This window comes from Euzebyella saccharophila (assembly GCF_014855495.1).
Lineage (GTDB): Bacteria > Bacteroidota > Bacteroidia > Flavobacteriales > Flavobacteriaceae > Euzebyella > Euzebyella saccharophila.
Map to the genome: position 1 here is coordinate 17,439 of NZ_JACYFJ010000004.1, position 13,578 is coordinate 31,016.

General features: G+C 39.9%; 13 protein-coding genes and 1 tRNA gene. 6 read left to right on the plus strand and 8 right to left on the minus strand.

Features of this window, described 5'->3' with window-relative positions; all coding sequences use genetic code 11:
* Nucleotides 1-32: 32 nt before the first annotated feature.
* From IL355_RS12680 to tgt, 4 genes are read right to left on the minus strand one after another with little or no spacing between them, the layout of a single operon-like run.
* Entirely contained in the window at nucleotides 33-986 is a 954-nt protein-coding gene (locus tag IL355_RS12680) for an acetyl-CoA carboxylase carboxyltransferase subunit alpha (protein ID WP_192462500.1), read from the minus strand.
* Between the two features lie 50 nt (nucleotides 987-1,036).
* Nucleotides 1,037-1,930, minus strand: coding sequence for a DMT family transporter (locus tag IL355_RS12685; protein ID WP_192462501.1), 894 nt, complete (start codon nucleotides 1,928-1,930; stop codon nucleotides 1,037-1,039).
* Nucleotides 1,931-1,957: 27 nt separating this feature from the next.
* Nucleotides 1,958-3,040 (minus strand): LptF/LptG family permease, encoded by a 1,083-nt coding sequence (locus IL355_RS12690; RefSeq protein ID WP_192462502.1) that lies wholly within the window; start codon nucleotides 3,038-3,040, stop codon nucleotides 1,958-1,960.
* On the minus strand, nucleotides 3,040-4,170 hold the full coding sequence (tgt, locus tag IL355_RS12695) for a tRNA guanosine(34) transglycosylase Tgt (RefSeq protein WP_192462503.1): 1,131 nt from the start codon (nucleotides 4,168-4,170) through the stop codon (nucleotides 3,040-3,042). The genes IL355_RS12690 and tgt overlap by 1 nt, the downstream gene beginning before the upstream one ends.
* Before the next feature lie 252 nt (nucleotides 4,171-4,422).
* On the opposite strand from tgt, the gene IL355_RS12700 reads away from it, so the two are divergent.
* The 3 genes from IL355_RS12700 to IL355_RS12710 all read left to right on the plus strand — a co-directional run bounded on the left by IL355_RS12700 (nucleotide 4,423) and on the right by IL355_RS12710 (nucleotide 6,953).
* Nucleotides 4,423-5,268, plus strand: a complete 846-nt coding sequence (locus tag IL355_RS12700) for a transketolase (RefSeq protein WP_192462504.1) — start codon at nucleotides 4,423-4,425, stop codon at nucleotides 5,266-5,268.
* A 91-nt stretch (nucleotides 5,269-5,359) separates the two neighbouring features.
* Nucleotides 5,360-6,352, plus strand: coding sequence for a transketolase family protein (locus tag IL355_RS12705; RefSeq protein ID WP_192462505.1), 993 nt, complete (start codon nucleotides 5,360-5,362; stop codon nucleotides 6,350-6,352).
* 10 nt (nucleotides 6,353-6,362) lie between these two features.
* Entirely contained in the window at nucleotides 6,363-6,953 is a 591-nt protein-coding gene (locus IL355_RS12710; RefSeq protein WP_192462506.1) for an outer membrane beta-barrel protein, read from the plus strand.
* Nucleotides 6,954-7,029: 76 nt separating this feature from the next.
* Here IL355_RS12710 and IL355_RS12715 read toward each other — a convergent pair whose 3' ends face one another.
* The gene (locus IL355_RS12715; protein ID WP_192462507.1) at nucleotides 7,030-7,962 is read right to left on the minus strand and encodes an FKBP-type peptidyl-prolyl cis-trans isomerase; all 933 of its coding nucleotides are present in this window, start codon (nucleotides 7,960-7,962) and stop codon (nucleotides 7,030-7,032) included.
* A gap of 74 nt (nucleotides 7,963-8,036) precedes the next feature.
* On the opposite strand from IL355_RS12715, the gene IL355_RS12720 reads away from it, so the two are divergent.
* Entirely contained in the window at nucleotides 8,037-8,450 is a 414-nt protein-coding gene (locus IL355_RS12720) for an RNA-binding S4 domain-containing protein (RefSeq protein ID WP_192462508.1), read from the plus strand.
* Between the two features lie 47 nt (nucleotides 8,451-8,497).
* On the plus strand, nucleotides 8,498-8,995 hold the full coding sequence (locus IL355_RS12725; RefSeq protein WP_192462509.1) for a phosphoribosyltransferase family protein: 498 nt from the start codon (nucleotides 8,498-8,500) through the stop codon (nucleotides 8,993-8,995).
* Here IL355_RS12725 and IL355_RS12730 read toward each other — a convergent pair.
* Nucleotides 8,987-9,502, minus strand: a complete 516-nt coding sequence (locus IL355_RS12730; RefSeq protein ID WP_192462510.1) for a shikimate kinase — start codon at nucleotides 9,500-9,502, stop codon at nucleotides 8,987-8,989. The genes IL355_RS12725 and IL355_RS12730 overlap by 9 nt on opposite strands.
* A 121-nt stretch (nucleotides 9,503-9,623) precedes the next feature.
* Here IL355_RS12730 and IL355_RS12735 point away from each other — a divergent pair.
* Nucleotides 9,624-9,699 (plus strand) — tRNA-Lys (locus IL355_RS12735).
* A 541-nt stretch (nucleotides 9,700-10,240) separates the two neighbouring features.
* On the opposite strand, the gene IL355_RS12740 is transcribed toward IL355_RS12735, so the two are convergent.
* Nucleotides 10,241-11,104 (minus strand): glycerophosphodiester phosphodiesterase family protein, encoded by an 864-nt coding sequence (locus IL355_RS12740; RefSeq protein ID WP_192462511.1) that lies wholly within the window; start codon nucleotides 11,102-11,104, stop codon nucleotides 10,241-10,243.
* 25 nt (nucleotides 11,105-11,129) lie between these two features.
* Entirely contained in the window at nucleotides 11,130-13,337 is a 2,208-nt protein-coding gene (locus tag IL355_RS12745; protein ID WP_192462512.1) for a hypothetical protein, read from the minus strand.
* Between the last annotated feature and the right edge of the window lie 241 nt (nucleotides 13,338-13,578).

Genomic DNA, 13,578 nt, shown 5'->3' on the forward strand with positions numbered 1-13,578 from the left:
CCAGATTTTTCTGAGCTTGATAAAATGGTATTTTATCCATTAAAAACTCCCATATCTGCATATTTATCCATACGGGTTTGCACCAATTCCTTTGGGGATAACTTTTCCAGTGCCTTGTAATGTGAAAGAATTTTGTTTTTTACGGTCGTAAAGGTTTTGCCCCTATTGGAATGTGCGCCTCCCGCCGGTTCACGTACTATTTCATCGATCAGCTTAAGCTTTTTCATATCCGTAGCGGTAAGTTTCAAAGCTTCTGCAGCCTGCTCCTTGTATTCCCAACTTCTCCAAAGTATGGAAGAACAGGATTCTGGAGAAATAACGGAATACCAAGTATTTTCCAACATTAATACCTTATCTCCTACTCCAATGCCCAATGCACCACCTGATGCACCTTCACCAATAATAAAAACGATGATAGGTACTTGTAAACGGGTCATTTCCAAGATATTTCTAGCAATGGCTTCTCCTTGGCCCCTTTCCTCTGCCTCTATACCGGCATAGGCCCCTGGAGTATCTACGAATGTAACAACAGGAATACCAAATTTTTCGGCAGATTTCATCAACCTCAACGCTTTTCTGTATCCTTCGGGGTTGGCCATACCAAAATTTCGATATTGTCTGGTTTTGGTATTGTATCCTTTTTGTTGACCGATGAACATAAAGGTCTGGTCACCAATTTTACCCAAACCTCCGATCATGGCCTTATCGTCCTTGACATTTCTATCTCCATGAAGTTCAAGAAAAGTATCGCCACAGATGGCTTTAATGTAATCAAGAGTGTAGGGTCTATTAGGGTGTCTTGACAATTGTACTCGCTGCCAAGCCGTTAGGTTTTTATAAATATCCTTTCTGGTGTCTGCCAGTTTCTTTTCTATCTGCTTACAGGTTTCACTAACATCTACGTCGCTCTCCTCACCAATGACCATGCATTTATCTAGCTGTTCTTCCAGTTCCTTGATCGGGAGTTCAAAATCGAGATATTCCATATAGGTAGTTATAGGTTTAATTTGATGGGCAAATATATAACATATATCGCTTATTCTACTGCCGGTTTTCCAATCCTTCTCCTGTTTTTAAGGATTCCATTGGCTACAACGGTACTAATTATAATCAAACCGCCTACGTAGAACATAGGTTGCATTTTTTCGCTTTCCCCAAAAATAGCAAATGCCAACAATATGCCATAAATCGGTTCCATGTTAACGGTAAGCATTACGGTATAAGGGCTAATGAATTTTAACAATTTCACCGATGCGATAAAGGCATAGGCCGTACAAACAGAAGCCAAGAGAAATAAAAAGAAAAGATCATTTATGGAAATTTGAAAGTAATTGGCATCGAACTTTCCGGTAAACGCTAAATAGGGGGTCAATACTAAAGTTCCGCTGGTCAATTCATAAAATGATATGACCGATGGCCTCTCTTTTTGTATCAGCTTGCCGTTCAGCATAGAAAAAATGGTAGAAAGCAGAGCGGAAATTAGTGCCAAACCAATTCCTAACAAATTAGTGGTGTCCACCTGAAATATAAGATAGAGCCCCAACATTACAATAACACCAAAAACAATTTCATACCCAATAACCTTTCTCCCATACCAGAACGGCTCTATTATAGCAGCAAAAAAAGCTCCGGTAGACATTGTTGCCAGAGCCACGGAAACATTGGAAGCTTTGATCGCACCAAAGAAGGTTACCCAGTGCAAGGCTATAACTATACCGGTAAAAACCAAGGAAACCAACATTTTTGCGGTTACCCTAAGTCTATATTTCTTAAAGACGATAAACGCCAATACCAATATGGAAGCCAATAGCATCCGGTACCAGACCAGGTCCAAAGCATCTAAGCTTATCAACTTTCCCAAAACAGCTGTAAACCCCCAAATGAATACAATGAGGTGTAAATGAAGATAGTTTTTTAGCTTGGGCTCCATATTATCCCAATAAAATGAGGTTGAATACTATCGTTTTGCCTTTTGAAGTAATATTATGGCCAATACTCCAAAAAGAATATTGGGCAATAGGACGGCCAAAAGAGGCGAAAAACCGGACTGTTCCGCTAATGTACCAAAAACCTTATCAAAGAATACAAAAATGAAAGCTACAATAATTCCAAATGCCAAGTTTACCCCCATCCCGCCTCTACGCTTTACGGAAGATACCGCTACGGCAATAATGGTGAGAATAAATGCGGTAATAGGTAGCGCCCATCTTTTGTATTTGACCAGCACATAAGCATTAATGTTTGAAGCTCCTTTTGCCCTTTGATCCTCTATAAACTTATTAAGTTCAAAAATATCCTTTGTTTCAGCTACGTAGGATACAGGCGTTAAGTCCCCTATCTGAAAGGTGAATAACGTATCTAAACGGCGCTTGGTTTCTACTATAGACGTGTCCTTTAGTAGTTTTCTTTTTTTGTAGGTTGTTAAACGGTAGAGGCTATCCTTTTCTATCCACCGGATGTTGGCAGCAGAAATTTTAAATTCCAGTTGGTTTTCCTCATCAAACCTTTCAAAGGTAAAATTGTAGCCAATCTGTCTAGCAGGGTCAAAACTACTCACGTAAATAAAATCGCTCTTATTAAGTTGGGTGAAAATATTGTTGGTAACCCTATCCTGCTTGCCCTTTTTAAGGTACTTGTATTTAAACTCATTGAACCCTTTACTGGCCGAGGGTACCACGAACATCCCCATTATAAACATAATGACCGCAATAATGGAAGCACCTATGATATAGGGCCTTAAGAAACGGGTATAGGAAACCCCTGAGCTTAATATGGCAACTATCTCCGTATTTCCGGCCAATTTGGAGGTGAAAAATATAATGGAAAGAAATAAAAATATGGGAAATAATAAACTACCAATATAAATGGTGAAATTTCCAAAATAGATAATAATTTCATCCAAAGGCGCTTCATTGGCCTGCATTTTACCTATTTGCTCGGCCAAGTGTGCCATAATTCCAATAGGAATAAATAGCAAAATCATCACCGCAAAAGTGACTAAATAACGCTTTAGAATGTATTTATCTAATATGGTTAGCACTACAATCTTTTATCCATTTGTTTGACCATACGATTTTTCCAATCCGCAAAATCTCCGGCTAGAATATGCTTTCTTGCCTCACGTACCAACCAAAGATAGAAACCTAAATTATGAATGGTAGCAATCTGTTTTCCTAAATATTCCTTAGCTACAAAGAGATGCCTTAAGTACGCTTTGGAATACTCTAAATCCACGAAAGTAATTCCCATATCATCGATAGGGGAGAAATCATCTTCCCACTTTTTATTTTTGATATTTATGGTTCCGTGGGCCGTAAACAGCATTCCGTTTCTGGCGTTTCTTGTGGGCATCACACAATCGAACATATCCACCCCTAACGCAATATTTTCAAGGATATTAATGGGTGTTCCTACCCCCATAAGGTATCTGGGCTTATCTTCCGGCAAGATGTTGCAGACCACTTCAGACATAGCGTACATTTCCTCAGCTGGTTCCCCAACACTCAATCCACCAATAGCATTTCCTTCTGCCCCTACGCCCGCAATGTATTCCGCAGATTGTTTTCTTAAATCCAGATAGGTAGATCCTTGAACAATGGGAAAAAAGCTTTGAGAGTAATCATACTCAAATGGAGTTTTCTCCAAATGGGCTATACAGCGTTCCAACCACCGGTGCGTCATATGCATGGAACGTTGTGCATATTTATAATCACAAGGATAGGGCGTACACTCATCAAATGCCATAATGATATCTGCTCCAATAACCCGTTGTATTTCCATTACATTCTCGGGGGTGAACAAATGGGTTGATCCATCTATATGCGATTTAAACTTAACACCTTCCTCCTTGATCTTTCGATTTCCAGAAAGGGAATACACCTGGTAACCCCCACTATCGGTTAAGATATTACGGTCCCAGCCCATGAACTTATGGAGCCCACCGGCCTTTTTTAAAATATCGGTTTTAGGCCGTAGAAAAAGATGGTAGGTGTTACCTAGAATAATATCCGGGTTAATATCCTCCTTTAATTCTCTTTGATGCACACTTTTTACGGAGGCTACCGTTCCTACCGGCATAAAAATAGGGGTCTCTATCTTTCCATGGTCCGTTTTCATGGTTCCTGCCCTAGCCTTACTCTGTGGGTCTGTATGGTGTAATGTAAACTTCAAACTACAAATTATGGGCGCAAAGATAAACATCTAGGCTGCATAAAAGACTTAAGGAAAAAATAAAGTTGGGGTATCATTCAAGGGGTTACCGCAAATCCTGTAGTTATTTAAAAAATTACTGATGCTTAATGGGTTGGATGATACAATTTAAAAAACAAAAGTTGAAAAACTAACAAAAATAATATTGGCCCAATTTGTAATAGCAAAAGATTGCATTTACCTTTGGAAACTACTATAAATGAACATTTACAAATGGCAAAACTAGAAGAATTACAGGATATTGTGATACAGACCAGAAGGGACATCCTGCGAATGGTACATAATGTAAATTCCGGACACCCAGGAGGTTCTTTGGGATGTACAGAATTTTTGGTAGCTCTTTACAATGAAGTTATGGAGCTTAAGGATGGATTTGATATGGATGGAAAGGGCGAAGACCTTTTCTTTTTGTCCAACGGACATATCTCCCCAGTCTTTTACAGCGTATTGGCGAGAAAGGGATACTTTCCGGTAGAGGAATTGGGAACCTTTAGATTGATCGATTCCAGGTTACAGGGCCACCCAACAACCCACGAAGGATTGCCCGGTGTACGCGTGGCATCTGGATCTTTGGGTCAGGGAATGTCCGTAGCTATAGGCGCGGCATTGGCCAAAAAACTTAACGGGGACCAACATTTGGTATTCAGTCTTCATGGGGACGGAGAATTGCAGGAAGGTCAAAATTGGGAAGCCATTATGTACGCTGCCGGTAAAAAGGTAGATAACCTAATCGCTACCGTAGACAGGAATGGTCAACAAATTGACGGGCCTACCAATGAGGTACTGCCTTTAGGGGATTTAAAGCAAAAGTTTGAAGCTTTTGGTTGGGATGTTGTTGAAGTTGCCAAAGGAAATGATCTTGAAGCGGTAATTGCCGGTCTAAACGAAGCGAAAAGCAGAACTGGAAAAGGAAAGCCGGTTTGTATCATGTTAGATACCGTAATGGGCCATGGCGTAGATTTTATGATGTATACCCATGCATGGCACGGTAAAGCTCCCAATGACGAACAATTGGAGACCGCTTTATCCCAGAACCCGGTAACCCTAGGGGATTACTAATTATTTTCCGCAAGCGGAAGAATGCCAGTAAATTTAGAAATCAAGAGTTAAAAAATTAGTTTCCCGGTGATGGGAAATTTTCCGAAACAATATGAAAAAATATATAGATCAAGGAAAGAACGATACAAGAAGTGGGTATGGTGCTGCCATGACCGAATTGGGTAGAACCAACCCGAATGTAGTGGCCCTTTGTGCCGATTTGGTGGGCTCCCTTAAAATCCAGCCGTTTATTGATGAAAATCCAGAGCGATTTTTTCAAGTAGGTATAGCCGAAGCCAACATGATGGGTATTGCAGCGGGGTTGACCATTGGAGGTAAAATACCTTTTGCCAGTTCTTTTGCCAATTTTGCCACTGGGCGTGTGTACGATCAAATTCGTCAATCCATTGCCTATTCCGATAAGAACGTAAAAATATGTGCTTCCCACGCCGGTATTACTTTGGGTGAAGATGGTGCAACGCACCAAATTTTGGAAGACATCGGTCTTATGAAAATGCTACCGGGCATGACGGTTATCAATCCATGTGATTACAACCAGACGAAGGCCGCTACATTGGCAATTGCCGATTATGAAGGACCTGTTTACCTTCGTTTTGGGAGACCAAAAGTGGCTAATTTTACCCCGGAAGACCAGAAATTTGAAATCGGTAAAGCATTAATGCTCAACGAAGGTACAGATGTAACCATTGTGGCCACAGGACATTTGGTTTGGGAAGCCCTAATCGCTGCAGAGAAACTGGAGGAACAAGGTATTTCCGCAGAGGTTATTAACATACACACAATCAAGCCCTTGGACGAAGAGGCGGTGTTAAAGTCCGTTAAAAAAACCGGATGTATCGTCACTTGTGAAGAGCATAATTATTTGGGCGGATTGGGTGAAAGTATCTCCGGACTACTTGCTAATCAGCATCCTACACCTCAAGAATTCATCGCCACCAAAGATACTTTTGGCGAAAGCGGTACTCCAGAACAACTTATGGAGAAATACGGACTTAACAATAAAGCCATTGTAGAGGCCGTTTTAAAGGTGATGAAAAAAAGTAGCCTAATGGTATCGTTTTTGATACGGGGTTACTGTATTTAAAACGAGAACTATGAAAAAAACACTGCTTACTGCGGTCATGGTCCTAATGGGCCTGACCGCTTTTTCACAAAATGATTCCGGAATTGGTATCAAGGCCGGACTGAACTACAGTGCCAATGGAGACTACTTTGAGTCTATTGGAGATGCCGCTAGAGAGCCGGACCGTAATGTAGGCTACCACGTTGGTCTTTATGGAAAAGTTGGAGTGGCCAGAATTTATGTTCGCCCAGAACTTATTTACACCAAGACAAAATCTGACTACCAAGGAGACAAATTTGATGTCAGCAAATTGGACGCTCCCATTCTACTGGGCGTAAAAGTCATTGGGCCGCTACATGTTTTTGCAGGACCTGCCTTTCAATATATCTTGGATACCGAGTTTGATGGTATTGCCATTAACGATATTGAAAATGACTTTAGTGTTGGTGCCAATTTGGGCGCCGGACTCAATTTTGGAAAATTGGGTATTGATATTAGATATGAAAGAGGCTTTAATGACAATGAAGCCACTTTTATCAATGACAACATTACCACTGTAGGCCCTAGTAGAATTGACGCTAGGCCTGATCAACTGATTGTAAGCTTATCATTGAAGCTTTAAAGAGTATTGCTATAAAAAATAAAAGCCCCAAAATATTAAATTTTGGGGCTTTTTTCTTTTCTAGTATTATTAAAAATCAACTATCACTGTCCAGATAATCTGGGGTGCCATCCCCATCTGAATCAGGATAGGTAATGTTTCCGTCCGCATCAATTTCTATTTCCTCACGAGTGGGTATTCCATCATTATCATCATCGGAATCTGCATGATTACATATACAACTTCCGGTAGATGTTATATCGCCATCGGTGTTATCATTGTTTAAATTTCTATCTCCATTTAAATCTTCCAAAAGCGAAGGAATGCCATCTCCATCATAATCCGTATCCTCCACATAGGAGCCTAATTCCAATCTAAAAATTAAAGGAGAATAAGAAGGTATGGATCCAGCGGCACCATTATAAAAACCCAAAGCTGAGGGCATAATGACCATTCCAATACCCGTGTTCTTTATTTCAAATGTTCCATCCTCTTCCTCGACAATCTCACCACCAACTTTCAATTCTGAAACGCCCAAACCATAGCCTCGAACCGTGCTTGGCATGTATTGCCATAAAAAACTACTAGAACTGTCAAATTCAGTTCCATCCAGCAAGGACCCTTGATATTTAATAAAAACCGAATCCGCCACGGTTGGCATTCCACCAACTCCTTCCCTAGCCTCCAAATAATAATACGTATGAGAAAGACTAGCTTCGTCCTCGGCAATTCCATCCACTTGAACAGTCTTAGAAGACACCTGATCCTTTAACGGAATTATGCCTGTGGTATCCCCTTCAGGAATTTCCTTTAAAACAATCTTATAATCAAAATCAGCGGGCGGGTTCTCAAACTCGGCATAGTTGTAATAATGGGTATTCAAATATTCCTGAATTTCATCCTCATCTTCGCCAAGCACTTCATCCAATGGCCTGGGAGGTTCTACCGTAATAGTATTGTCATCATCATTGTTACAAGACCAAAAAACGGCCACAGCGGATACAAGAATAATAAATCGGTTCTTAATCATCAATCTGTCTTTAAGGGCGGCAAGATACAATTTTCCCCTATTTTTGTGCTGGCACTTAACAAAGATTTTTGCTTATGCGTATTGACAAGTACCTTTGGTGTATTCGTTATTTTAAAACTAGGAACATAGCTTCTACAGCCGTTAAAAAAGGACAAGTAAAAGTAAACGGACAAGCAGTGAAACCTTCAAGAGAAGTGTATCCGATGGATAAATTGATTGTCCGAAAAAACCAAATCGATTACCAATTAACGGTATTGGACATTCCACCAAATCGCGTTGGTGCCAAATTAGTGGATATCTACCGAAAAGATACCACCCCGCAGGAAGCCTTTGCCCACAGTGAACTTTTAAAACAGAGTAAGGATTATTATAGGAAAAAGGGCACTGGAAGACCTACTAAAAAAGACCGCAGGGATATTGATGAATATTTAGACGATTCCGATGATTTCTTTACGGATTCCAACAATGATGAAGCTTTTAATAAATAGCGTTCTTTGAAGCTTCTTGCTTATATTTGAACCGTAAAGCTTGGCAAATGGATAATAAGATTCTCACCCATCAACAAATACAGCATACCATTCAACGTATTGCCTATCAAATTTATGAAACCAACGTTTCTGAAGAGGAAATTATCATAGCCGGTATTGATGGAGGAGGACTCAATTTTGCCAAGAAGATTCAAAAGATACTACTAAAGATAACGGATGCTAAAATTACCCTTTGTACCGTTTTTATGGATAAATCGGACCCATTAAAAAGTGGGGTGACCACTTCGTTACCGGAGGCGGATTATAGCAACAAGGCGGTTGTCTTGGTCGATGATGTTTTAAATTCCGGTACCACTTTAATTTACGGCGTTCACCATTTCTTAAAAACACCGCTTAAACGACTTAAAACGGCCGTTCTGGTGAACAGAAACCATAAAAAATACCCTGTAAAAGCGGATTTTAAGGGTATTTCACTTTCTACCTCCCTACAGGAGCACGTACATGTCAAATTTGAGTCAAAGAACTATGTGGTCTATTTAGACTAACTTGTCTTCAATTTCCCGGGCTAACTCTAAAGGTGATTTACCATCGCAAGCTATAATGTGATGGGCTTGGTTGTAATAGTTGTTGCGCTCAAAAAGATGTTTCCCTATAAATTCAGGCAACTCCTCATCTTCAATGTTCTTGATCAAGGGTCTGTGCGCCTTTTCCTTTAATAATCGTTCTACCAATCCGGGAATGGAGACTTTGAGATAAAAAACGTTTTTGGAATGTTCCAGCGCCAATTTCATGTTGTTGCCATAGCAAGGGGTACCGCCACCTAGGGATAAAATGGTCTTCTCGTCACTTTCCAACTGCTCTAAAAGTACTTCTGTTTCTTTTTTTCTAAAGTAGATTTCCCCCTTTTGAGAAAAAATTTCTGAAATTTTTAAATTTTCTTTTGCTTCAATTTTATCATCTAAATCTACCGAAGGTATGTTCATTTTTTTTGCAAGTTCTTTACCCACAGTAGATTTGCCGCTTCCCATATATCCTAAAAGGAGTACTTTCATAATTTGGAATAAATTTAAAATTCAATAAAAAGCAAAAATATCATAATTATCCCTTGATTAATTAAGAATAGGTCTTATATTTGCACCCGCTTTAAGGCACTAAGCCAACAAAAAAAGCAATGACTTGGTAGCTCAGTTGGTAGAGCATCTCCCTTTTAAGGAGAGGGTCCTGGGTTCGAGCCCCAGCCAAGTCACCACCACAAAACCCTTTCTTTTTAGAAAGGGTTTTTTCTTTTCCAGTAGTTTCTTTTTGAACTTATAAAACAACCTTCCGGAGTTAACAGATGTTTTCTATAGAACAGCTGAACGACTAAAACCCTTTTATGAACATAACACAGATAGAAGGTCCCATAAAGTAAAGGAATCAGGCCTACATCTATCCGTATGTTGGCGTTTGGGTATTTGCTGTGGCCTTAGCAGACATTGAGAATTCTTTTGAGAGGCCGATAGAACCACTTTATACCGTACGCTGAAAACTTTTGAAGAGAATTCAATCGTATACCAAATTGACGATGGCACGGGTTTTAATACATATGGATTGTGCATGGAGGACTGTAATTACAACTTATGCACTAAACATTTTGCCTAACTCGAAGTTGCTATGATAAGGCTTACCAAAATTCGACCAAAATAGCGATGCAAAATCGAAACCGCGGATGATAGTGTTAAAACTCAGTATGTCAATTGTAATTTAGTAAAAGTGGTTCGACTACAACGTATGAAATGGAGTTAACGCATTTACCTCAATCCATTTTCTTTCAGAAGTTGCAACACTATTTCAGGCTCATCGGTTTGTATGATATTGGCCCCAAATTCAATTGCCTGTTCCAACGCTTTTTGGCCATTTCCTGAGGCAATGTCCTTATCTAAATCACCCAAAGAATTGATCCAAATTCTAGCTCGGTTTCTTTTGATGACATCTACCACTTCTTGGGAATAAAATTTATGATCGATATGGACCACGGGAGGTGCAAATCGTGTAAGCGCCGAATCTACCATCTGTAAATCATATGCTCGAGGCATTAGTTGGGCCGCTGGGTGTAACTCTTTCACCCTATCCAACTGAACATAATCATTATCAAAATAAAAGACTTCCCCCAATGTACGAGTCGCTTTTAAATCTTTGACAATACCTTCTACATTGTCGGTTTTCATATCAATATCGACCATAATATTGCCCTTTATTACTTTTAAAAATTCTCTGAAAGTGGGTACCGTCTCCTGACTTAGGTTTCCATCAGGGTCTTTTAAACGTAGGCTTCGGATTTCAGCAAGAGTTAAATCCGCCACTTTTCCCGAACCATTGGTCGTTCTGTCAACACTGGAATCATGCATTAAAACTAAATGCCCGTCCTTCGTGGAACGTACATCTACTTCTACGATATCGACTCCTAGTTCAATACATTTTATTGTAGATACAATAGAATTTTCAAAATTACCTTTGTGAGCCCCTCTATGAGCCGCAACCAATACCGTTTTAGAAGATGCATCATGAAACTCCGTTTGTATGCTCCATAATGAATTTACATCATAGGTACTCTTGCAAGCCAAGAAAAAAATCATGGCCAAGAAAACGAAGTACCGGGTCAAGGTTTGGGACATGCTTTTTTTGGTTTAGGATGGATTTTTAGTTTTTTACCTTAGGCGCGCTAATGGCTTCCACATAGCGACCTGCCCAATACGGTAATAAGTAAATATACGGTGCATACTCTCTATTTCCGCCTCCTTTTCCATTGTTACGATAGGCTCCATTGTGAAAATGAAGAGGTCTTTCATCAGGGGGAAGCACTTCGGAATAGGTCTGGCCTCGAAAATTAGGTTCGATAGTGGTCAAATCTTTTCTGTGACTGTTATCAACGGACCAATCAATCAAATCCATTGGAAACTCACGAAGCCACCAAGCGGACTCTTCAAAATCAATATTCGTACCACCGGAAAGTGCGAATAAATAATTCCACAACGGGTTTTTCTCCGAACGCTCAATTTCCCAATGGCTTTTTACCGTTTCAAAGTGCTTTGCTTTCTGTTCCTCATCAAAAGAATAATTTACAAACGCCGGAATGGTCAAAAAGTACATCTCATCGTCAGAATGGTTCCAGCCACTACTTAAATCTTCCCCTTCTACATAACCTATAATCGTGGCCGGGCGATTGGCATTTTCATCGTAACCGTGCTTTTTGATCAGTTTGCGAGCCGCTTTTTTATATTTTTCATCTTTTGTAAAATGATAGGACGTTTGTAAAAAGGCGAGTATCAGTGTTGAGTTTAAGCGTCTATCACCTACGTTTATCGGAAATTTATTCACGTACTTGGGGTTCCATCTTCCCCAAGCTGTAGGCTCTCCGTTCCAATCTACCAAATACCAATCATTCTCCATAATATGGTCCGTTTGAATTTTTATCTGGTGAATAGCCCGATCTCTCCACTCTTTATCAGGGGCCAATTCTGCAAATAAGGCATACACAAAGAAATGACCGCAAGACTCATCACTACTGGTAGTAGATTTCCAACGCCATTTTTCATCCTCCGTCAAACGCCAAATGCGTCCGTTTTCCTCTACATGCTTTTGATACCAATCTTTAGAAAATCCGTTGGCGTGCAATCCTACCTCATATCCATCACGCTCGTACGATCTCGCTGGAAAACCATGCATCGGGGTGATGTCGGTCAGCCTTTCCATAGCGGCAAAAGCATCATAAGCATTCAACTTCGCGTCTTCACTTTTGGTAACCGCATAACGAAAAAGTTCACCCGCTAAATACATCGAAGTCCATAAACCATCATTATCACTATCCTTATAATAACCCGTAGCTAAATTACCAGGCTTTCTCAATGATAAGTTGGCCGTTAGGCCATATCGTAAATGTCTCTCTCTCTGAATTTTCTGAAAATAGGCCGCCTTTTCCGCGAGTGTCATCGGTTTGAACTCTATTTGAGAAAGTCCCTTCCGGGTTAAAACTAAAACGCTATTGTCTGGTCCTTCCGCAATATCGACCACCTCATCATCTACCAACCATCTTTTAGAGGCATAATAATCAAATTTACCGTCTGACCTAAGCTTAAAGGCCCCTTTTGAAGAACCGCACCATAATTCTCCCTTGACATTTTTAAGCACTGTAATTTGATGATGGGGTAAGTTGGTTAAAACTTCTTCTTGTTTTAGTGGGTTTCCCGAAAGTTTCAAAACACCATTGCTAGTTCCGACCACCAATTGTGTTCCGTCAAACACCATTGCCTGCATAGCTGCACCACTAAAAATCTTATCGATACCTGGGTTTGCTAAAGAGACCTGATAAATAGCCGTTTCCGTCAATAAAAGAAAACGATTGTGCTCGGCGTCAAAAAGCAATTGCTTGACTGCCGGGTCATTTAAAGGATGTTCCCAAAACAATTGTTTATTCTTAAAAATTTTTAACTGAGTCTGGGAAGCAACTAAAACTGTTAGGTCATCAGATATCGAAACTTGAAGCGGAGATGCCATTCCGTGATTAAAGTAAAAAGTACCACCAGCGAAATTGCTAAAAACCTCTTTATCCGTTACATAAAAGTGTTGCCCATTGGAGACATCTACATCTAAAATCTTCATATCCATTAAGGGTCGGTACCGTTGGTCTAGCACCAATTCTTTTTCAAGTGGCAAAAACAACCTTGAACTACCAAGTACCTGAATCAAGCCATTTCTATCACATTGCACCTCTCGCAGGGTTTCATTTTTTAAAGAATCGACCAGTAAATATTTTACTGCATAATCTTGTAGAAATGGCTGGTCTTTATAGGTTTGGGAAGTTGCAAAATGTGCCATTAACAGCGTTGAAAGCAAAAAGAGTTTTTTCATGGTTTTGAATCTAGTTTGATGGAGGTTAAAAATACTGGTATACCCTATTATTTGCTTCTCTATTTTTGATTAAAACAAATGGAATATTGCCCTACAAAAAAACTCCTCGTTATAACATCTTGTCACCCATGAATTAAAGATTATAACCTCATTCGAATGCCAAAACCCAAACTGCGAGAGCGGTAATTTTTTACCATTTTTTGAATGGCGGAATTCATGTGTTAAGTTTCCATGTAAGAGT

What these genes read in the sequence shown, in the direction of transcription:
- IL355_RS12745 (WP_192462512.1), bottom strand. Translation starts at nt 13,337, where the DNA reads ATGAAAAAACTCTTTTTGCTTTCAACGCTGTTAATGGCACATTTTGCA.
- IL355_RS12730 (WP_192462510.1), bottom strand. Translation starts at nt 9,502, where the DNA reads ATGAAAGTACTCCTTTTAGGATATATGGGAAGCGGCAAATCTACTGTG.
- IL355_RS12685 (WP_192462501.1), bottom strand. Translation starts at nt 1,930, where the DNA reads ATGGAGCCCAAGCTAAAAAACTATCTTCATTTACACCTCATTGTATTC.
- IL355_RS12705 (WP_192462505.1), top strand. Translation starts at nt 5,360, where the DNA reads ATGAAAAAATATATAGATCAAGGAAAGAACGATACAAGAAGTGGGTAT.
- IL355_RS12725 (WP_192462509.1), top strand. Translation starts at nt 8,498, where the DNA reads ATGGATAATAAGATTCTCACCCATCAACAAATACAGCATACCATTCAA.
- IL355_RS12720 (WP_192462508.1), top strand. Translation starts at nt 8,037, where the DNA reads ATGCGTATTGACAAGTACCTTTGGTGTATTCGTTATTTTAAAACTAGG.
- IL355_RS12710 (WP_192462506.1), top strand. Translation starts at nt 6,363, where the DNA reads ATGAAAAAAACACTGCTTACTGCGGTCATGGTCCTAATGGGCCTGACC.
- IL355_RS12680 (WP_192462500.1), bottom strand. Translation starts at nt 986, where the DNA reads ATGGAATATCTCGATTTTGAACTCCCGATCAAGGAACTGGAAGAACAG.
- IL355_RS12740 (WP_192462511.1), bottom strand. Translation starts at nt 11,104, where the DNA reads ATGTCCCAAACCTTGACCCGGTACTTCGTTTTCTTGGCCATGATTTTT.
- IL355_RS12700 (WP_192462504.1), top strand. Translation starts at nt 4,423, where the DNA reads ATGGCAAAACTAGAAGAATTACAGGATATTGTGATACAGACCAGAAGG.
- IL355_RS12715 (WP_192462507.1), bottom strand. Translation starts at nt 7,962, where the DNA reads ATGATTAAGAACCGATTTATTATTCTTGTATCCGCTGTGGCCGTTTTT.